This window comes from Kitasatospora sp. NPDC056731, assembly GCF_040687675.1.
Classification (GTDB): domain Bacteria; phylum Actinomycetota; class Actinomycetes; order Streptomycetales; family Streptomycetaceae; genus Kitasatospora.
Window position 1 is genome coordinate 358,204 of record NZ_JBFBNR010000001.1, and the last position, 18,030, is coordinate 376,233.

An 18,030-nucleotide genomic window follows, 5' to 3' on the forward strand; every position below is an offset into this window, starting at 1 on the left:
CCGTCTGACGCACCGCCAATCCCGTCGACCAGGCCGTAGCGGACCCGCCTCATCCGGCGTGCCCGCGACCGCCGATCCGGCCCCGCCTCGCGGAGAGACCACCAGTGAACATCGCCTGCACCAGCCCCGCCCCCGGCATCGCCGGCCGTCCTCGCTCGACCGGGGCGGCCTCCGCGATGTGCGCCGGTGGACCGGCCAGGCGGTGGAACGGGCGCGCGAACCGCGCCGGGGGCAGCCACCAGGGTCGCCTCGACCTTGAGCCGTTCTGGCCGTCCCGGCAGCCGCACCTGTTCGATCAGACGTGTCCGGGCTCGCCCAGCGCGTCCCGGCCCTCCGCAGGCTGATTCCGGATCAGCCCGGCAGTACGCCCGGTCGACGCGCAGACGACTCCACCCCGTCCGTCACGCGCGAAATGAGCGGCACACCATGTCTTCTTCATCCACGGCCACCCTGCCCCTGCCCTCCGCGACCCCGCATCTGCGCGCGGTCCGCTCCGTCCCGGGCGTTGCCCCGGTCGGCTCCGGCGTCTCCGGCGCGCCGGGCTCCTCCGCCTCCCCGCTCTCGCACGGCTCGCCAGCCGCCGAGCGATGGCCCGGGGGAGCGGTCCGGTCCTCTCACGCGATCCCGTCCCGTCCGGCGGGCGCGGGCGTCGTGCCCCAGCCGGGCGCGGTCCTCCCGGCCGCGCCGGCGGCCCTGCTCGCCGCGCTGCCCGAGGGGGCGACCGTCGTCGCCGCCCTGCCGCAGGGCGCGCTGCCGCAGGGTCTGCTCGCCCAGTACGGCACGCAGTTCGGCGCCGGTACCGGGAACCCGATGGTCGGGTACCTGGTGCTCGTGCCGGCCGACAGCCCGGTGGCGGCGGTGCCCGCCGGCGCGCCCCTCGGCGGGCCCTCGGGTGTACAGCACGTCGGTGCGCACGCCGGTGCGCACGTGAGTGTGCCCGCACAGGCCGGTGTTCGCCCGGTCCGACCGGCCGGGCGCGGCATCGCCGTCGACGCCGAGCGGCGCAACGCCTACGTCGACGGGCGGCTGCTCGACCTCACCTACCTGGAGTTCGAGCTGCTCGCCCACCTCACCGAGCACCCGCAGCGGGTGCACACCCGGGACCACCTGGTCTCGGCTGTCTGGGGTTACGGCCACGTCGGCGACGGCCGCACGGTCGACGTGCACGTCGCCCGGCTGCGCCGCAAGCTCGGACCGGGCTACCGCGACACGATCGTGACGGTCCGTCGGGTCGGTTACAAGTACACCCCGGCCAGCTGATCGGCCACCGAACCTCCTGCCGCGGCGGGTTGCCCGTGCCCTCGCGCAACGGGCAGCCCGCTGCGGCATTGTGACGTGACGTCAGGCGCGCTGATCGGGCGGCAGCAGCAGGACGGCGAGCGCGTCGGCGCAGGTGCGGGCGTGGCCCAGGAACCAGTCCAGGCGATCGTCGGTCAGGTGCGCCGGGGTCGAGCGGACGGCCAGCGCGAACCGGGCCTGGTCGGTGCCGTCCAGGACGGGCACGGCCGCCGTCCGCACCCCGGCGGCCGACTCGCCGTCGTTGAGCGCGTACCCGGAGCTCCGGACCTTCGCCAACTCCTCGGCGAGCCGAGCCGGTTCGGTGATCGTCCGGTCGGTGAACGACGGCAGCGGGCCGAGTGTCGACACCGCCGGCTCCCCCGGGCGCGGCCAGGCCAGCAGTACCTTGCCGAGCGCCGTGGAGTGCAGCGGCCGGCGCAGCCCGAGGCCGGTGTCCGGGCGGACGGAGGCCCCCACCAGGATGACCGCGTGCGGACCGCTGCGGATCGCGAGGTCCGCGGTCGCACCGGTGCGTCGGGACAGCCGGTCCAACTCGGGTGCGGCCAGGTGCAGTCCGCGCTGGTGGAAGGTGAGTTGACCGAGTTCGGCGACCGCCGGGCCGAGCCGGTAGCGCGCGGTCTGCTCGTCCTGCTCCAGGAAGCCGGCGCTGACCAGCGTCCGGGCCAGCCGGTGCGCGGTGGAGACCGAGAGGTCCATCCGGCGGGCCAGGTCGGAGGCGCTCAGGTCGGGGCCGTTGTCGTGGAAGCAGTGCAGCAGCCCCAGCGCACGCTGGACGGCCTGCGCACCGGCCGGCGGGCCCTGGACGGCGGTGGCGGCCTCGGCCATGGCACCTCGCGTTTCGGTTCGGGAATCCGGCTGGATCACCGGGAGGAGTCTCAGCGTAGGGCAGCGAGTGCTGCGGGATTGTGTCGACGACGTTGCAATGGAATGGCGTTGATGAACAAGTGATCCCACCATGTGGCAAAACCTTGCCTCCGGCTCGATCGTCGTGGAACGCTCCTCACATCGCGCCGGACGCCCGCCGCCCGGCGCACCACCCGCAACCCCGACCCGCAGGAAGGAGCGACGCCGTGACGATCCACCGGTGCCTCGTCTCCTGCGCGTGTTGTCGCTGACGCTCCCCTCGCGCCGTACCGTCCGGCGTTCCCCGCCTCGCGCGACCCACTGCCCAGCCCGACTCGCCACCTCGTGCAACTCCCCGACGCCCCGGGCCCCGTGACCCGCGCGGCGTGCCCAGACCCGCAGCCTTCCGGCGCCCGCCGAACCCGCCCCCTCCGCAGAGGACCACACCCCGTGCCCAGCCCTTCCCCCAGTGCCCCCGACACCCTCTGGTTCACCCGCTGCCCGGTGCCCACCGCCACTGGGATCGCCGCCGACCAGGGGTGGCTCGCCCGCGAGTTCGCCGCCGACGGGATCGCCGTCCGCTCGCTCCAGGACGCCCCGCCGGAGGTGGCCGCCGACCACCACTACACCCACGCGCTCACCGGACTGTTCCGCGAGGGCGGCAACGTCCCGGCGCTGTGGGCCCGTTCGCGCGGCGAGCGGACCCGGCTGGTCGGCCTCACGTGGATCGAGGAGCGCCAGGTGGTCCTGGTCCGGGCCGGCAGCGGCATCACCGGCCCCGGCGACCTGCGCGGGTTGCGGCTGGCGGTCCCACATCATGACATCGGCATCGACTTCTGGCGGGCGATGGCCCTGGCCGGCTTCCGTGGCGCCCTCGGCCTCGCCGGGCTCACGCTGGACGACGCCGAGCTGGTCGACGTCCCGGGCCTGCCCGGCGGCGGGCAGTGGGCCGGCGAGCTGGCCGCGCTGCGGGACGGTGTGGTGGACGCCGTGTACGTGAAGGGGGCGCTCGCCGTCGAGGCGGCCCGCCGGGTCGGGGCGGAGGTGGCCGTGGAGCTGGACGCGGCGCCGGACCGCCGGGCCCGGGTCAACAACGGGACGCCTCGGCCGGTCACCGTCCACCAGCAACTGCTGGACGAGCAGCCGGAGCTGGTCGCCCGCTTCCTCGCCGTTCTGCTGGAGGCCGCCGACTGGGCGGCCGAGCACCCGGCGGAGGTGGTGCGGATCCTGCGGGCCGAGACCGGCGCGGGCGCCGAGGGCGTGGCCGGGGCGTACGCGCCGGGCAGCCACCGCACCCTGCACCTGGACCTCTCGGCGGAGCGCCTGGAGCTGCTGGCGCAGCAGGAACGTTTCCTCGGGGACCGGGGATTCTTCGCCTCCCCGGTCGACATCCCCGGCTGGGCCGACCCGGAACCCCTGCGTGCCGCCCACGAGCTGCTGCGCGAACGGCGCCGCGCCGCGGTGGGTGGCTGAGCGCCGCCCGGCCGCCGGCTGACAGATCACAACTAACAGATTTCAGCAGACAGATTTCAGATAACAGATTTCGAAAGTTGTCACTTGTCAGCTGTCCTTCGTTTGGAGACCCCGTGAAGACCCCCCGCCTCGTCCTCGCCGCCACCGCGCTGCTCGCCTCCACCGCACTGGCCGCCTGCGGCTCGTCCGCCGACGGGGCCAAGGCCTCCGCCGACGGCGGGGCCGGCGGCAAGGCCGACGTGGTGCTCCGCCTGCCCGACCCCGGAAACAACGGGTTCCTCGCCCGCGGCAAGAAGGACGGCTCGCTGGACAAGGCGCTGGCCGCCGTCCACGCCAAGGTCGCCTGGACCGGCAGCGCGGGCCCGTTCGCCCCGGCCGCGCAGGCCCTGTCCGCCGACCAACTGGACGTCGCCCTGGGCTCGATCACCTCGGCCGTCGCCGCGCTCGCCCAGAAGCCCGGCTTCAAGCTGTTCGCCCAGACCGCGCCCGACGGCGTCGGCGAAGGGATCCTGGTGAAGAACGACTCGCCCATCAAGTCCGTCCAGGACCTGGTCGGCCGCAAGGTCGCCGTCTCCCAGGGCGGCACCAGCGAGTACCTGCTGCTCAAGGCGCTGGAGAAGAACGGCGTCCCGGCCGACAAGGTTGAACGGGTCTACCTGCGCGCCGACCAGACGGCCGGCGTCTTCAACTCCGGCCAGGTGGACGCCTGGGCGACCTGGAACACCTTCTCCACGCCCACCATCGCCAACGCCGGGGCGCACTTCCTGGCCAACGGCAAGGAGGTCGGCTCCGACAACTACGCCGTCTGGGCCGTCCGCAACGGCTTCGCCGACAAGCACCCCGAGGTGGTCAAGGCCTTCTACACCTACCTACGCGAGAACGGCCTCAAGGAGAAGGCGGACCCGGCCGCCTACCTCAACGTCTTCACCGACTCCGGCCCGACCGCCGTCACCCCCGCCGAGAAGGACATCGCGGTGAACGTCAGCGGGCAGGGCGCCGCCGCGGAGGCCATCTCCGACGCCGACACCGCCCGCTTCGGCACCGTCGCCCGGTTCTTCGCCGACCAGAAGGTCACCAAGCAACTCGTGGACGTCAAGCCGTACCTGATCGACATCAACAAGCTCGGGGACGGTGCCAAGTGACCACCGCCGCCCCTGAACGCACCACCGACGAGACCCGTCTCGCCCTCGACGCCGGACTCGTCACCCCGCACACCAGGCGGCAGCGGCCCCGCCCGCGCGCCCTCGCCGTGATCCTGCGCACCCTGGGCCCGCTCGCCCTGCTCGGCGGCTGGGCGCTCGCCTCCGCCACCGGCGCCCTCACCCAGGACGTCCTCGCCTCACCCGCCCAGGTCGCCGAAGCCGTCGGCGAGTTGTGGGGCAACGGCCAGCTCACCGATGCCCTCGGGGTCTCCCTCACCCGGGCCGGCCTCGGCCTGCTCTTCGGCGCGACCACCGGTCTGGTGCTCGGCGTGGTCACCGGCTTCACCCGGCTCGGCGAGGAACTGCTCGACTCCGCGATCCAGGTGCTGCGCACCGTCCCGTTCCTGGCGCTGGTCCCGCTGTTCATGGTGTGGTTCGGCATCACCGAGACCGCGAAGGTCGCCCTGATCGGCGTCGCCACCAGCTTCCCGATGTACGTGTCCGCCTCCGGCGGCGTCCGCAACACCGACCGCAAGCTGGTCGAGGCGATGCGCAGCTTCGGGCTCGGCCGCTGGGCCATCGTGCGCACCGTCGTCCTGCCCGGCGCGCTGCCCGCCCTGCTGTCCGGTCTGCGGCTGTCGATGACGCTCAGCGTGATCGCCCTGATCGCCGCCGAGGAGATCAACTCCACCGAGGGGATCGGGTACTTGATGGCCCAGGCCCAGAACTACTCGCGCACCGACATCCTCGCCGTCTGCATCCTGATCTACGGGCTGCTCGGCCTCACCGCCGACGCGGTCGTCCGGGTCCTGGAACGCCTCCTGATGCCGTGGCGCCAGGCCGTCCAGGGAGCAGCCCGATGAGCACCGCCACCTCCGCCACTTCCGCCACTTCCGTGCCTGCGACCGCCGTGCCTGCGACCGCCGCTCCGGCCGTCCATCTGCGGGGCCTGCGCCGGGTGTTCGGCACCCGGGCCGTCCTCGACGGTGTCGATCTCTCCATCGCCCGGGGTGAGTTCGTCGCCCTGCTGGGCGCCAGCGGCACCGGCAAGACCACCCTGCTGCGCATCCTCGGGGCGCTCGACCGGGCCGACGAGGGCACCGTGCTCGTCCCGCCGGTGCGTACGGTGGTCTTCCAGGAGCCCCGACTCGTCCCGTCCAAGCGGGTGTTGGCCAACGTCACGGTCGGTCTGCCGCGCGGCGCCGCCACCCGGGAGACCGGACTCAAGGCGCTCGCCGAGGTCGGCCTGGACAAGCACGCCGACGCCTGGCCGGCCACCCTCTCGGGCGGCGAGGCGCAGCGCGTCGCCCTCGCCAGGGCCCTCGTCCGCGAACCCCAACTGCTGTTGCTCGACGAGCCGTTCGCCGCACTGGACGCGCTCACCCGACTGCGCATGCAGGACCTGGTCGGCGACCTCGTCCGCCGTCACCGCCCCGCCGTGCTGCTGGTCACCCACGACGTGGAGGAGGCCGTCCGGCTCGCCGACCGCGTCGCCGTCCTGCGTGACGGCCTGCTCGTGCGCGACGAACCGGTCGCCGTCGACCACCCCCGCGACCCCGCCGACCCGGCCTTCGCCGACCTGCGCCGCCGACTGCTGGCCGACCTCGGCGTCCACTGACCCGTAAGCGGCCCCACCGAACCGTCCTCAAGACCGCCCGCCCGCACCACCGGAGTTGAACAGATGACCGTGACCCTCGGCGTCCACGCCAGCAACCCCTCGCTCTACTACCTCGCCCGACTGCCCTACCTGGACGAGGAACTGGCCCCGCTCGGCGAGACCGGCGCCTTCCACCACTACGCCGACGGCACCCGCACCGGCGCGCTGCTCGCCGACGGCACCATCGACTTCGGCGGGACGGGTTCGACCCCGCCGGTCACCGCCCAGGCGGCCGGCCATGACCTGGTGTACGCGGCGGTCTCCGCACCCCGGCCGGACCACGGCGCCCTGCTGGTGCTGGACGGCGGCCCGGTCCAGGCGGTGGCGGACCTCAAGGGCGGCACCGTCGTGCTGGGCATCGGATCCTGGCAGACCCATCTGCTCGCCAAGGCCCTGCACGCGCAGGGGCTTTCGTACGCCGAGGACGTCACCCCGGCGCGCCCGGCGGCCGGCGAGGACCAGGCCCAGCGGCTGCGCGACGGCGAGATCGCGGGGTGGATCGCCCAGGGCGCCGAACTGGCCGCCGCCCGCCGGAGCGGGGGCTTTCGGGAGCTGATCCGCACCGGCGACGTCATCACCGACCGCTCGGTGTTCTTCACCCGCCGGGACTTCGCGACCGGGCGCCCCGAGGTGGTCGCCGCGATCGCCGCCGCGCTGCGCCGGGCGGACACCTGGGTGGCCGCCCACCCGGCCGAGGCGGCCGCGATCGCGGCGGAGCAGCTGGGCGGCTCGGCCGTCGACTGGCAGACGGCGCTGGCCGCACTGCCGTGGCAACTGGAGCCCGCCACCGCCGGGTTCATCGCCGAGCAGCAGGAGGCCGCGGACATCTTCCACGGGGTCGGGTTCATCGACCGGGCGCTGACCGTCGCCGACGCCCATCTGCCCGCGCTGGAGGCCCCGGTGGCCGCCGCGCTCGCCAAGGCGGTCTGAACCGTGGCCTCCGAAGTCCTCTGGTACATCATCCCGCGCGAGGGCCACTACCCGTGGGAGCCGGCCGGCCGCCGCCCGGTGGATCTCCGCTACCTGCAGCAACTGGCGGGAAGCGTCGAGCGGTTGGGCTACACCGGCGCCCTGCTCGCGACCGACCTCTACGACGTGTGGACGCTCGGCAGTGCGCTCGCGGCCACCACCACCCCGGCGTTCAAGCCGCTGCTGGCCGTCCACCCGGGGCTGGTCTCGCCCACCCTGCTGGCAAAGATGGCGCTCAGCTTCGACCGGATGCACGGCGGCCGACTGCGGTTCAACGTGGTCAACGGCTCGACCGCGCAACTGCGCGAGTACGGACTGGACGTCGAGCACGACGACCGCTACCGGCTCAGCGCCGAGTACTGGTCGATCGTCAAGCGCCTGACCGCCGGCGAAGTCTTCGACCACAAGGGCGAGTTCTACGAACTGAAGAACGCGGGCGCGAGCCTGCGGGAGCTGGCGCCGGTCCAGCCCGGTGGCGTCCCACTCTGGTTCGGCGGCAGTTCGGCGGCCGGCATCGAGATGGCGGCCGAGCACGTGGACGTCTACCTGACCTGGGGCGAGCCGCCGCACCTGCTCAAGGAGAAGCTGGACCTGGTCCGGGCGCGGGCCGCCGCCCACGGCCGGACCCTGCGGATCGGGCTGCGGCTGCACCTGATCGTCCGCGACACCGAGGACGAGGCCTGGGCGGCCGCCGACCGCCTGCTCGACGTCACCAGCGAGGCCACGTACGCCCGCCAACTGGGCGGCGCGAAGGGTGAGGACGGGGTCGGCTGGCAGCGACAGTTCCGCCAGCACGGCGGCAAGGTGCCCGCGCGGGCCCGGGAGCTGGAGGCCTACCCGAACCTCTGGCCGGGAATGAGCCTGTTCCGCCCCGGCCCCGGTACGGCGGTGGTCGGCTCGACGGCCCAGGTGGTCGAGCGGTTGCAGGAGTTCGAGTCGCTGGGCGTCGACACCTTCATCCTCTCCGGTAACCCCCTGCTGGAGGAGGCCCACCGGGTTGCAGAAACGGTACTGCCCGCCCTGGGCATCCGCCGCTGACGGCTGACGGCTGACGGCTGACAGATGACAACTAACAGCTGACAGATGATGAAATCTGTCAGCTGTTAGTTGTTCGCCCGTTCCGGCGGCAAGCCCCCTCCCCGCTCAGAGGCTGAGGCGGTCGATCTCCGCGAGCTCCTCCGCGGTCAGCGGGCCGCCCGCGAGCGCGTCGATGTTCTGGTCCAGCTGGGCGACGCTGCTCGCCCCGATGATCACCGAGACCACCCGCGGGTCCCGCAGGACCCAGCACAGCGCGAGCTGCGCCAGCGTCTGCCCGCGCCGCTCGGCGACCTTGTTGAGTGCCCGCAGCTGCTCCAGCTTCGGCTCGCTGAGCGCCTCCTCGGTCAGGAACCGCCCGACCGACATCCGCGAACCGGCCGGCACCTCACCCGACAGGTAGCGATCCGTCAGCAGGCCCTGGGCGAGCGGCGAGTAGGCGATGAGGCTGGTCCGGGTCTCGCCCACCGCGTCCAGCACGCCCTCCTCCACGTACCGGTTGAGGATCGAGTACGCCGACTGGTTCAGCAGCACCGGCGTGCCCAGCTCGCGCAGGATCGCCACCGCCTCCCGGTGCTGCTCCGCCGGGTAGTTGGAGATCGCCGCGTACAGCGCCTTGCCCGAGCGCACCGCGCTGTCCAGCGCGCCCATCGTTTCCTCGAGCGGGGTGTCCGGGTCGTAGCGGTGGGAGTAGAAGACGTCGACGTAGTCCAGCCCCATCCGGTCCAGCGACTGGTCCAGGCTGGCCAGCAGGTACTTGCGGCTGCCGCCGTTGCCGTACGGGCCCGGCCACATGTCCCAGCCGGCCTTGCTGGCGATGAACAGCTCGTCGCGGTACGGGCGGAAGTCCTGGGCGAACAGGTAGCCGAAGTTGCGTTCGGCGCTGCCGTACGGCGGACCGTAGTTGTTCGCGAGGTCGAAGTGGGTGATCCCCCGGTCGAAGGCGCGGCGCAGCACCGCGCGCTGGACCTCCAGCGGCTGGGCGTCACCGAAGTTGTGCCAGAGGCCGAGCGATACGGCCGGCAGCTGAACGCCGCTGCGGCCGGCCTTGCGGTAGGTCATCGAGGCATAGCGGTCATCCGCGGCGAGGTAGCTCATGCCGGACATCTTGCCAGTCGTCGCGGGCGGATCAAGCCCTTGCCCCGTTTCTGACCGGTGCTTATGCTCGCGGGGGATCGTACGCGTGCGAGGCGAAGGGGGAGTCGTGATGACCGTCCAGGCTGTGGCCCCACCCGCGACCGCACCCGAGACCGCAACCGTGTTCGCGGCCATGACCACGGCCACGACCACGACCACGGCCATGACCGCACCCGCGATCGCGACCGCCGTGCCCCGCTGTCGTCGTCGCCGCCGCTGCACCTCGCGCTGACGCCGCCCCAGAGCCGCTCCGCCGCGATCCCCTCCCGGTGCCGCCCGCGTGAGCGCAGCCCGTACCTGGGCGTTCCGCGCGGGCCGCCGCCGCCCCTCCTCGGCAGTCGTGCCCGCGCCTCGGGTCAGGGCGTCGCGCCGAGGCCCCATCGAGCGCCCCCAAGGAGACCGCCGTGCGGTTCACCGTCTCGTCCCTCGTCGCCAACGGACCCGATCCCGTGACCGGCGTCCAGCGCACCCCGCAGGAGAAGCTGTGGAACGTCATCGACCAGGCGGTCGTGGCCGAGCAACTCGGTTACGACGGCTACGGCGTGGGGGAGCGGCACGGTGAACCGTTCCTCTCTCCGGCGCCGCCGGTGCTGCTCAGCGCGATAGCGGCCCGCACCTCCACCATCCGGCTGTTCACCACGGTGACGGTGCTGAGCATCCTGGATCCGGTCCGGGTCGCCGAGGACTACGCCCTGCTCGACCAGCTCTCCGGAGGCAGGATCGAGTTGATCATCGGCAAGGGCAACGACCCGCGGCACTTCGACCTGTTCGGCCTGCCCGAGGATCGCCAGTGGGACGCGCTCGCCGAGAACTACGGCCTGTTGCGCCGACTCTGGCGTGAGGAGAAGGTGACCTGGGAGGGCTCGACCCGCCCGCCGCTCAAGGACGCGGCCGTGTCGCCGCGCCCGTTGCAGGACCCGATCCCGGTGTGGCACGGCAGCGCGACCAGCACCCAGTCCACCGACCTGGCCGCCCGTTACGGTGACCCGCTCTTCTCCGCCAACTCCTTCCACCCGCTGGCCAAGTACCGCTCCCTGGTGGAGCACTACCGCGAGCGCTGGGCGCACTACGGGCGCGATCCGAGGGAGGCCAGGGTGGGCGCGAGCTTCGGCGGGCTGTACGTCGCCAAGCGCTCGCAGGACGCGGTCGAGGGCTTCCGTCCCTACTGGGACGCGATGTTCAGTTCGGCGGCCGGCCGGCACAACAAGTCGCCGTTCACCTCGCTGGAGGACGCGTTGGAACACGGTTCGGCCCTGGTCGGAAGCCCGCAGCAGGTGATCGAGAAGATCCACCGCTATCACGAGGCCTTCGGCAACGAGGTGGTCGGGATCGGAGTCGACGCCCTGACGGAAGGGGCGCAGCGGGAGCAGTTGGAGCTGTTCGCGGCCGAGGTCGCCCCGGTGGTCAGGCGCGAGCTCCCGTGAGCGCCCGCCAGACGTGACGCGCGCCACCGGCCGCGGTGGAGTGCCGCCGGTCGGGGCGGGGGAGACGAGCGGGCGAGGGGCCGTGGCCGCCGGGGGGCGGCGCACGGCCCTCAGCCGTCCCCGGCGCGAACCCGTCGGCCCGCCTCGTCCTCGGTGCGAACTCGTCCGCCCGCCCCGCGTCCGCGTCGAGCTGGGAAATTCCTGGCCTTCTGTACCTACTGGTATGTACAGTGATTCACATGACCACCCAGGACCGCCTCATCGAGAGCACCCAGGAACTCCTCTGGGAGCGCGGCTACGTCGGCACCAGCCCCAAGGCCATCCAGCAGCACGCCGGTGTCGGCCAGGGCAGCATGTACCACCACTTCGCCGGCAAGCCCGACCTCGCCGCGGCCGCCCTGCGCCGCAGCGCCGAGCAACTGCGGGGAGTCGCCGCCGCCGACCTGTCCGCCCCCGGCAGCGCGTACGACCGCATCGCCGCCTACCTGCACCGCGACCGTGACGTGCTGCGCGGCTGCCGGATCGGCCGGATGGCCCAGGACCCGGACGTCATCGCCGACCCCGAACTGCGCGCCCCCGTCGAGGAGACCTTCGACTGGCTGCGCGCCCGGATCGCCGAGTTGGTGGCCGAGGGCCAGGCCGCGGGCGAGCTCGTCCCCGGTGTCGACCCGGCCGACACCGCCGCCGCCGTGGTCGCCGTCGTCCAGGGCGGCTACGTCCTGGCCCGCGCGGCCGGCCGGGCCGAGCCCTTCGATCAGGCCGTACGCGGCGCCCTCGGCCTGCTCGCCGCTCAGCGCACCGCCTGACCCGCGCCGCGCACGGCTGAGCGGCCGCGCGACCGACTGGCCGCGTGACCGACTGGCCGCGTGACCGCGAGACCGGCCGCGTGACCGACTGGCCGAGCGATCCCCGCTCGACGATCCGACCGAGGAGACCCGCCGTGCACGCCATGCAGTACGAGATCACCCTCCCCGCCGACTACGACCTGGGGATCATCCGCAAGCGCGTCGCCGACAAGGGCCATCTGCTCGATGCGCACCCGGGCCTCGGGCTCAAGGCGTACCTGGTCCGCGAGCGGGGCCGCGACGGGTCGCCCGTCAACCAGTACGCGCCGTTCTACCTCTGGCGCACCGCCGAGGGCATGAACAGCTTCCTCTGGGGACCGGGCTTTCGCGGCCTGAGCGCCGACTTCGGCCGCCCGGCCGTCCGTCACTGGCTCGGCGCCGGTCTGGCCCACGGCGCCGTGCCGGACGCTCCGGCGACCTCGACCTCGACTGCGACCACAACCGCGACCGCGATCACGGCTACCCGGCACATCGTCAGGCTCCCCGAGTCCGACGATCCCGCCGAGGCGGTCGAGCGGGCCCTCGCCGAGTCCCCCGCGCACCCCGCTCTGCACACCGCCGCCGTCGCGGTGGATCCGAGCCGCTGGGAGCTGGTCCGCTTCGCCCTCTGGTACGGCCCGGCCCCGGACGACGTACCGGGCATCCGCTACCAGGTGCTGCACCTGTCCCGTCCCGAACTCGACCGGCTGCCCGGCGGCCGACACTGGTGAAAGGTTTCGCCACTCCCATGACCAGCCCCATGACCGCGACCGCGACCGTCACCCCCGCGACCGCCCCCGTCACCCCCGCGACCGCGACCGCCGTCCCGGCCCCCGCCCCGATGACACCGGCCGACCTGACCCCCGCGCCGCTCGACCGCGAAGCCGGCTACGCCCTGCTCGCCGACCTCGCCGGCCCGGTCGCCGCCGCGACCCTCGGCGGCCTGGACGGCCTCGCGCCCGGCTTCCCCGACTGGATCGTCACCAGTCTCTTCGGCGGCACCTACCAGCGCCCCGGCCTCGCCCTGCGCGACCGGCAGGTGGCCAACCTGGCCGCGCTCACCGCCCTCGGCGGCGTGGAGCCGCAGCTCGCCGACCACGTCCGCAACAGTCTGCGGATCGGCCTGACCAGGGAGGAGATCACCGAGGTCATCGTCCACCTCGCCCCCTACGTCGGCGTCCCCAAGGCCCTGGCCGGCCTGCGCGTCGCCACCGCCACCTTCGCCGAGGTGCCCCCGACCGAGGCGCCCCCGGCCGCCGCAGACCCGACCCCGGCATCCCCGACCGAGGCGGACCGGGCATGACCCCCACGATCCGTACCGTCCTCGGCGACCTCGACCCCGCGGAACTCGGTGCCACCGACTCCCACGACCACCTCTTCATCCGCAGCCCCCTGCTCCCCGGTGAGGAACTGGACGACCCGGCCGCCGCCGAGGGCGTCCTGCGCGCCTTCGCGGCGTCCGGCGGACGGTCGTTCGTCCAGTGGACCCCGTACGGCATGGGCCGCGGAGCGGACTCCCTCGCGAAGCTCTCCCGCGTGACCGGAGTCCACGTCGTCGCCGCCACCGGCCTGCACCAGGCGGCCCACTACGACCCGGACACCCTCCCCGCCCTGTACGACGGGCTGGCCGAACGCTTCACCGCCGAACTCACCACCGGGCTGACGGCCGAACCGGCCACCGAACCGCCTGGACCGCCTGAACCGCCCGCAGCCCCCGAGGCCCCCGAAGCACCCGCGTCGCCCGCGGCCGTCCGGGCGGGCCTGATCAAGGTCGCCTGCGACCCCGGGACCACCACGGCGCACACCCGCCAGGTGATGGCCGCGGCCGCCGACGCGCACCACGCCACCGGTGCCCCGATCGCCGTTCACCTCGAACCCCGAGCCCACCCGCACCTCGTACTGAACCGGCTGCACGTTCGACACGGCGTCCCGCCCCACCGGATCATCCTCGGCCACCTCACCCGGCTGCCAGGTGTGCGGGTGCACCGCGAACTCGCGGCGGAAGGCGTCTACTTCGCGCTGGACAGCCCCTCCCGGCCCGGCCACCCGGCCGACCACCAGGCCTTCGACGTCATCGCCGACCTCGTCGAGGCCGGCCACGCCTCCCGACTCCTCCTCGGCGCCGACACCACCACCCGCACCGCCCGTCGGGCCGGCGGCCCGACCGAGCTGCTCAACGACCTCGTCCCACGGCTCGCCCGCACCTTCGGCCCCGAACTGCCCGGCCTCCTCCTCGCCGCCAACCCGGCCGCCGCCTTCGCCACCGACTGGCGCACGCCCTGAACCGTCCCTGCTCGGCCCGCCCCGGTCTCGACCCCGGCCGGCAGGCCGACCCCGGGCCTTCGGCGAAGGCCCGCCGCCCACGCCCTACCGTGACGGCCATGGTGACCCTGCGCATCCTCGCGACCGACGACTGGCCGCTCTGGCGCGACCTGCGCCTCGCCGCCCTCTCCGACGCGCCGCACGCCTTCAAGGCCCGCCTGGCGGACTGGCACCACGGCGGCGAGGAACGGTGGCGCGCCCGGTTGCACCTTCCGGGAGCCCACCACGTCGCGGCGCTGCTGGACGGACCGGCCGACCCGGACGGTCCGGACACCACTCCCGTCGGCCTGGCGGACGGCCTCCCCGGAGCCGACGGCGTACGGGAGTTGCGCTCGGTGTGGGTCGGACCGAAGGCGCGCGGCAGGGGCGTCGCCGACCGCCTGCTGGAGGAGGTCGAGCGCTGGGCCCGCGCATCCGGTGGCAGCACGCTGCGCCTCGCGGTGCTCCCCGGCAACGAACCCGCGATCACGCTCTACCGCCGGCACGGCTTCACCGCGCCCGCCGAGCCCGGCGGGCCGCTCGCCGGCGGGGCCACCCGGGAGCTCGTGATGGCGAAGCCGCTGCGCTGACAGTTGCAGCTGACGGCCGGACGGGCCGGGCGGGCCGGGCGGGCCGGGCGGGCCGGACACCCGCCGATCCACCCCGCCACCCGCTCGACGGCCGCGAACGCACCGAAGGCGAGCAGCCGCGTCAGCTCCCCGTCGCCGGCCGCAGGCCGAACGGCGCGCCAGGCGGCCACGTCGGCCTCCGTGAGCCGGTACGGCGCGAGGGCGGTGAGCAGGGCGAGCCGGGCGGCCGGACGCTCGGGTGCGGCGAGCCCGGCCAGGTGCGGGCCGACGGGGTCGCCGCCGTCCTCGCCGCGGCCCGCAACGGCGGCCTCGGCTGACCCGAGCGGCCTTCACGAGCTCGGCGCTCGTCATGAGCCCGGCCCCGCCGTCCGCGACGCGACGGCGGGCCCGTGTCACCGGGGGGAGTGGTCGGGGGCCCGCCGTCGTGCTGCCGTCCGGTGGCTCACATGTGGGTGCCGCCGTCGATGCGCAGCTCGGTGCCGGTGACGAACGCGCCGTCGTCGGAGGCCAGCATCGCGATCACCCCGGCCACCGTCTCCGGACCCGCGAAGCCCTGGCCGAGGGCCGGGGCGAGCTTGGCGAGCAGGCTGAAGTCGGCGTCGGCGGGCAGTCCCGGGTTGTGGGTCATGCCGCTGTCGATGCTGCCCGGCGCGACGCAGACCGCACGCAGGCCCTGCTTCGCGTACTCGGAGGCGATGGCGTGGGTGAAGGACTGGATGCCGCCCTTGGTCGCGGCGTACGCGGCCATGTAGGGGTGGGCGAAGCTCGCCGAGGTGGAGCTGAAGTTGACTACCACGCCCCTGCCCCCCGCGAGCAGCGCGGGGAGCGCCTCGCGGGTCATCAGGAAGGTGCCGGTCAGGTTGACCGCGAGGAGCTTGTTCCAGAACTCCAGGCTGGTCTCGTGGGTGTGCGAGGAGCGGAGGATGCCGGCCGCGTTGACCAGGGCGTCCAGCCCGCCGAGGTCCGTGATCGCCGCCGCGACGCCGGTGACGACGGCCGCCTCGTCCGAGATGTCCAGGACCTGGATGGCCAGGCGGTCCGCGGTGCCGTCGACGGTCGCGCGGTCCAGGGTCCTCTTCAGGCCGTCCTCGTCGACGTCGACGGCGACGACCCTCCCTCCCTCGGCGAGGATCCGGTGCACGGTCGCCTGGCCGATGCCAGAGCCGCCGCCGGTGATCAGGACGTTTCGTCCGCTGAAGCGCTCCATGGTGGTACTCCGTTCGTTCGTGGCCTCTCGACCTCAAGAGGCACGGTACGCCTTTATGGCATGACGTGCCAATAAGTCTTCTGAGTGTCACTTCGGCGCACCACGCCACAGTGGCACCGGCCCGCGTACGCTGACCCTGTGACCGGACGCCCCACCCTGAACCAGCGCCGCCGCGACGCCACCCGGCTGGACATCGCCCGCACCGCCGCCGCGCTCTTCGCCGAGCGCGGGGCCGAGGCGACCACCGCCGAGGAGATCGCCCTCGCGGCGGGCATCTCGCTGCGCACCTTCTACCGGTACTTCTCCGTCAAGGAGGACGCCGTCGCGCCACTGCTGGCGGCCGGCGGGCGCCGCTGGGTCGACCAGCTCGCCGAGGCCCCGGCCGATCTGCCGCTGCGCGAGGCGCTGGAGCGCTCGGCGGTCGCCTCGCTGACCCCGCCCGACGGCGAGGCGGCCGAGGCGATGGAGTGGACTCGAAGCCTGCTGCGCGACCCGCGCCTCGACGGCACGTGGCAGCGCGTCCACGCCGACTCCGAGGAGCGGCTGCGGACGGTCCTCGCGGCCCGCTGTCCGGGCGACACCGACCCGCTGGAGATCCGACTGGCCGCCGCTGCGGCGACGGCCGCGATCCGGGTCGCGCTGGAGGAGTGGGCCGCCTCGGACGCCCCCACGGTCGGCCCGGGCTCCCCGCAGGAGCTCGGCGCGCGCTGCATGCGCGAACTCACGGCGGGGCTGCGGCTCTACGGGCGGGAGGGTTGAGCCCGTCAGGCCGCGAACAGATAACAGATAACAGATAACAGATAACAGCTGACAGATTTCGTTATCTGTTATCTGTTATCTGTCGGCTGTCATCTGTCACCCGTTCCTCCTCCCCGGCCCCGTTAGGGTGGGTGATCGCGCACCCCGGCGGGGGAACCGGGGTGACCACCTCGGATGTCCTGGACGGAGGGGGCGGGGAGTTCGAGGCGTGGGAGCAAGTAGGACATGGGTCTGACGAGCCACAAGGTGTTGGCGCTGGCCGTATTGATCGCCGTCGTGATGACGGCCGGCACGGTCTGGCTGTGGCCAAGACTCGCCAAGCAGACCTGGCAGGCGGTGCTCGGCCGGATCGGCGCACTGCTCGCCACCCAGCTCGCGGTGCTGGCCGCGCTCGGCCTGGTGGCGAACAACTACTTCGCCTTCTACAGCAGTTGGGGCGACCTGCTGGGCACCGGTGACACCGGCCCGGTGGTGATCCACAACAAGGCGGACGCGTCCGGCCGGCTGCTCGTGGAGACGATCGGCCACGCCTCCGTCAAGGGCGGCGGCGCGATGGGTCGCGAGCCCAGCCAGTCCGGCGAGATCCGCAAGGTGCGGATCGACGGCTCGGCCAGCCGGCTGTCCACCGAGGGGTACGTCTTCCTGCCGCCGCAGTACTTCCAACCGGAGTACGCACAGCGGCAGTTCCCGGCGGTGATCGTCAGCACCGGCTTCCCCGGGATCGCCGAGAACCTGATCACCCGGTTCAACTACCCTGGCGCAGCGCTCAAGTTGCTCCAGGACGGCAAGATGCAGCCGACCGTCATGGTGCTGATGCGCCCCTCGCCGGCCCTGCCGCAGGACACCGAGTGCGAGGACATCCCGGGCGGCGCGCAGTCCGACACGTACTTCACCAAGGACGTCCCCTCAGCGATCCAGGCGAGCTTCCGGGTCTCCTCCGACCCGCAGGCCTGGGCCTTCATGGGCAACTCGACCGGCGGCTACTGCGCCCTCAAGCTGGCCATGCGCCACCCGGACGTCTTTCCGACCGCCGTCGCGCTCTCCGCCTACTACGACGCCGCCGACGACCCGACCACGGGCGACCTGTTCGGCGGCAGCAAGCAGCGTCGTGACGAGGCCAACCTGATGTGGCGGTTGAAGAACCTGCCGCAGCCCAAGGTGTCCGTGCTGCTGGCCGGCACCAAGAAGGGCGACGGCGACTACCGGCACGACACCGAGGCCTTCGTCGACGCCGCGCAGTCCCCGATGAAGGTCTCCTACAGCATGCTGGAGAACGGCGGCCACAACTTCGAGACCTGGAGCGCGCTGCTGCCGTCCTCGCTGGAGTGGCTGTCCCAGCACCTCAAGGTCCCGAACCAGACCGCCTGAGC

At 73.3% G+C, this 18,030-nt stretch carries 18 protein-coding genes and 1 pseudogene; 15 read left to right on the top strand and 4 right to left on the bottom strand.

The window, feature by feature from the left end; all coding sequences use genetic code 11:
- The first annotated feature begins 651 nt into the window (after positions 1–651).
- Entirely contained in the window at positions 652–1,260 is a 609-nt protein-coding gene (locus AB0R04_RS01540; protein ID WP_363367357.1) for a winged helix-turn-helix domain-containing protein, read from the top strand.
- An 81-nt stretch (positions 1,261–1,341) separates the two neighbouring features.
- Here AB0R04_RS01540 and AB0R04_RS01545 read toward each other — a convergent pair whose 3' ends face one another.
- Positions 1,342–2,124 carry an IclR family transcriptional regulator gene (locus AB0R04_RS01545; RefSeq protein WP_363367096.1) on the bottom strand — a complete coding sequence of 261 codons (783 nt, stop codon included), beginning with the start codon at positions 2,122–2,124 and terminating at the stop codon, positions 1,342–1,344.
- Between the two features lie 468 nt (positions 2,125–2,592).
- Here AB0R04_RS01545 and AB0R04_RS01550 point away from each other — a divergent pair, with 468 nt between their 5' ends.
- From AB0R04_RS01550 to AB0R04_RS01575, 6 genes are all read left to right on the top strand, one after another.
- Positions 2,593–3,615: an ABC transporter substrate-binding protein gene (locus tag AB0R04_RS01550; protein ID WP_363367098.1), complete on the top strand. Its 1,023-nt coding sequence runs from the start codon at positions 2,593–2,595 to the stop codon at positions 3,613–3,615.
- A 113-nt stretch (positions 3,616–3,728) separates the two neighbouring features.
- On the top strand, positions 3,729–4,757 hold the full coding sequence (locus AB0R04_RS01555) for an NrtA/SsuA/CpmA family ABC transporter substrate-binding protein (protein WP_363367100.1): 1,029 nt from the start codon (positions 3,729–3,731) through the stop codon (positions 4,755–4,757).
- Positions 4,754–5,620, top strand: coding sequence for an ABC transporter permease (locus AB0R04_RS01560; RefSeq protein ID WP_363367102.1), 867 nt, complete (start codon positions 4,754–4,756; stop codon positions 5,618–5,620). Before AB0R04_RS01555 ends, AB0R04_RS01560 begins: the two co-directional genes overlap by 4 nt.
- Positions 5,617–6,375, top strand: a complete 759-nt coding sequence (locus AB0R04_RS01565; protein ID WP_363367103.1) for an ABC transporter ATP-binding protein — start codon at positions 5,617–5,619, stop codon at positions 6,373–6,375. The genes AB0R04_RS01560 and AB0R04_RS01565 overlap by 4 nt, the downstream gene beginning before the upstream one ends.
- A gap of 63 nt (positions 6,376–6,438) precedes the next feature.
- Positions 6,439–7,344 (top strand): ABC transporter substrate-binding protein, encoded by a 906-nt coding sequence (locus tag AB0R04_RS01570; protein ID WP_363367105.1) that lies wholly within the window; start codon positions 6,439–6,441, stop codon positions 7,342–7,344.
- A gap of 3 nt (positions 7,345–7,347) precedes the next feature.
- Entirely contained in the window at positions 7,348–8,421 is a 1,074-nt protein-coding gene (locus AB0R04_RS01575) for an LLM class flavin-dependent oxidoreductase (RefSeq protein WP_363367107.1), read from the top strand.
- Between the two features lie 105 nt (positions 8,422–8,526).
- On the opposite strand, the gene AB0R04_RS01580 is transcribed toward AB0R04_RS01575, so the two are convergent.
- The gene (locus tag AB0R04_RS01580) at positions 8,527–9,516 is read right to left on the bottom strand and encodes an aldo/keto reductase (protein WP_363367109.1); all 990 of its coding nucleotides are present in this window, start codon (positions 9,514–9,516) and stop codon (positions 8,527–8,529) included.
- 443 nt (positions 9,517–9,959) lie between these two features.
- Here AB0R04_RS01580 and AB0R04_RS01585 point away from each other — a divergent pair, with 443 nt between their 5' ends.
- The 6 genes from AB0R04_RS01585 to AB0R04_RS01610 all read left to right on the top strand — a co-directional run bounded on the left by AB0R04_RS01585 (position 9,960) and on the right by AB0R04_RS01610 (position 14,694).
- Entirely contained in the window at positions 9,960–10,979 is a 1,020-nt protein-coding gene (locus AB0R04_RS01585; protein WP_363367111.1) for an LLM class flavin-dependent oxidoreductase, read from the top strand.
- A 239-nt stretch (positions 10,980–11,218) separates the two neighbouring features.
- Entirely contained in the window at positions 11,219–11,785 is a 567-nt protein-coding gene (locus tag AB0R04_RS01590; protein ID WP_063349991.1) for a TetR/AcrR family transcriptional regulator, read from the top strand.
- Between the two features lie 134 nt (positions 11,786–11,919).
- Positions 11,920–12,534, top strand: coding sequence for a DUF4865 family protein (locus AB0R04_RS01595; RefSeq protein ID WP_363367113.1), 615 nt, complete (start codon positions 11,920–11,922; stop codon positions 12,532–12,534).
- Between the two features lie 17 nt (positions 12,535–12,551).
- Positions 12,552–13,106: a carboxymuconolactone decarboxylase family protein gene (locus AB0R04_RS01600; RefSeq protein ID WP_363367115.1), complete on the top strand. Its 555-nt coding sequence runs from the start codon at positions 12,552–12,554 to the stop codon at positions 13,104–13,106.
- Positions 13,103–14,086 carry a phosphotriesterase gene (locus tag AB0R04_RS01605; RefSeq protein WP_363367116.1) on the top strand — a complete coding sequence of 328 codons (984 nt, stop codon included), beginning with the start codon at positions 13,103–13,105 and terminating at the stop codon, positions 14,084–14,086. The genes AB0R04_RS01600 and AB0R04_RS01605 overlap by 4 nt, the downstream gene beginning before the upstream one ends.
- Positions 14,087–14,184: 98 nt before the next feature.
- Positions 14,185–14,694 (top strand): GNAT family N-acetyltransferase, encoded by a 510-nt coding sequence (locus AB0R04_RS01610; RefSeq protein WP_363367118.1) that lies wholly within the window; start codon positions 14,185–14,187, stop codon positions 14,692–14,694.
- Positions 14,695–14,771: 77 nt separating this feature from the next.
- Here the strand turns inward: AB0R04_RS01610 and AB0R04_RS01615 are convergent.
- Positions 14,772–14,930 (bottom strand): annotated as a pseudogene (locus AB0R04_RS01615) (DNA-binding protein); the annotation flags it as partial.
- 206 nt (positions 14,931–15,136) lie between these two features.
- Entirely contained in the window at positions 15,137–15,901 is a 765-nt protein-coding gene (locus tag AB0R04_RS01620) for an SDR family oxidoreductase (protein ID WP_363367120.1), read from the bottom strand.
- Positions 15,902–16,039: 138 nt separating this feature from the next.
- Here AB0R04_RS01620 and AB0R04_RS01625 point away from each other — a divergent pair, with 138 nt between their 5' ends.
- Positions 16,040–16,660, top strand: a complete 621-nt coding sequence (locus AB0R04_RS01625) for a TetR family transcriptional regulator (RefSeq protein WP_363367122.1) — start codon at positions 16,040–16,042, stop codon at positions 16,658–16,660.
- Positions 16,661–16,885: 225 nt separating this feature from the next.
- Positions 16,886–18,028, top strand: coding sequence for an alpha/beta hydrolase-fold protein (locus AB0R04_RS01630; protein ID WP_363367123.1), 1,143 nt, complete (start codon positions 16,886–16,888; stop codon positions 18,026–18,028).
- The last annotated feature ends 2 nt before the right edge of the window (positions 18,029–18,030 follow it).

Excerpts from the sequence above, each read along its gene's own strand:
- AB0R04_RS01605 (WP_363367116.1), top strand. The coding sequence starts at position 13,103 with ATGACCCCCACGATCCGTACCGTCCTCGGCGACCTCGACCCCGCGGAA.
- AB0R04_RS01570 (WP_363367105.1), top strand. The coding sequence starts at position 6,439 with ATGACCGTGACCCTCGGCGTCCACGCCAGCAACCCCTCGCTCTACTAC.
- AB0R04_RS01620 (WP_363367120.1), bottom strand. The coding sequence starts at position 15,901 with ATGGAGCGCTTCAGCGGACGAAACGTCCTGATCACCGGCGGCGGCTCT.
- AB0R04_RS01610 (WP_363367118.1), top strand. The coding sequence starts at position 14,185 with ATGGTGACCCTGCGCATCCTCGCGACCGACGACTGGCCGCTCTGGCGC.
- AB0R04_RS01630 (WP_363367123.1), top strand. The coding sequence starts at position 16,886 with ATGGGTCTGACGAGCCACAAGGTGTTGGCGCTGGCCGTATTGATCGCC.
- AB0R04_RS01580 (WP_363367109.1), bottom strand. The coding sequence starts at position 9,516 with ATGAGCTACCTCGCCGCGGATGACCGCTATGCCTCGATGACCTACCGC.
- AB0R04_RS01565 (WP_363367103.1), top strand. The coding sequence starts at position 5,617 with ATGAGCACCGCCACCTCCGCCACTTCCGCCACTTCCGTGCCTGCGACC.
- AB0R04_RS01590 (WP_063349991.1), top strand. The coding sequence starts at position 11,219 with ATGACCACCCAGGACCGCCTCATCGAGAGCACCCAGGAACTCCTCTGG.
- AB0R04_RS01600 (WP_363367115.1), top strand. The coding sequence starts at position 12,552 with ATGACCAGCCCCATGACCGCGACCGCGACCGTCACCCCCGCGACCGCC.
- AB0R04_RS01545 (WP_363367096.1), bottom strand. The coding sequence starts at position 2,124 with ATGGCCGAGGCCGCCACCGCCGTCCAGGGCCCGCCGGCCGGTGCGCAG.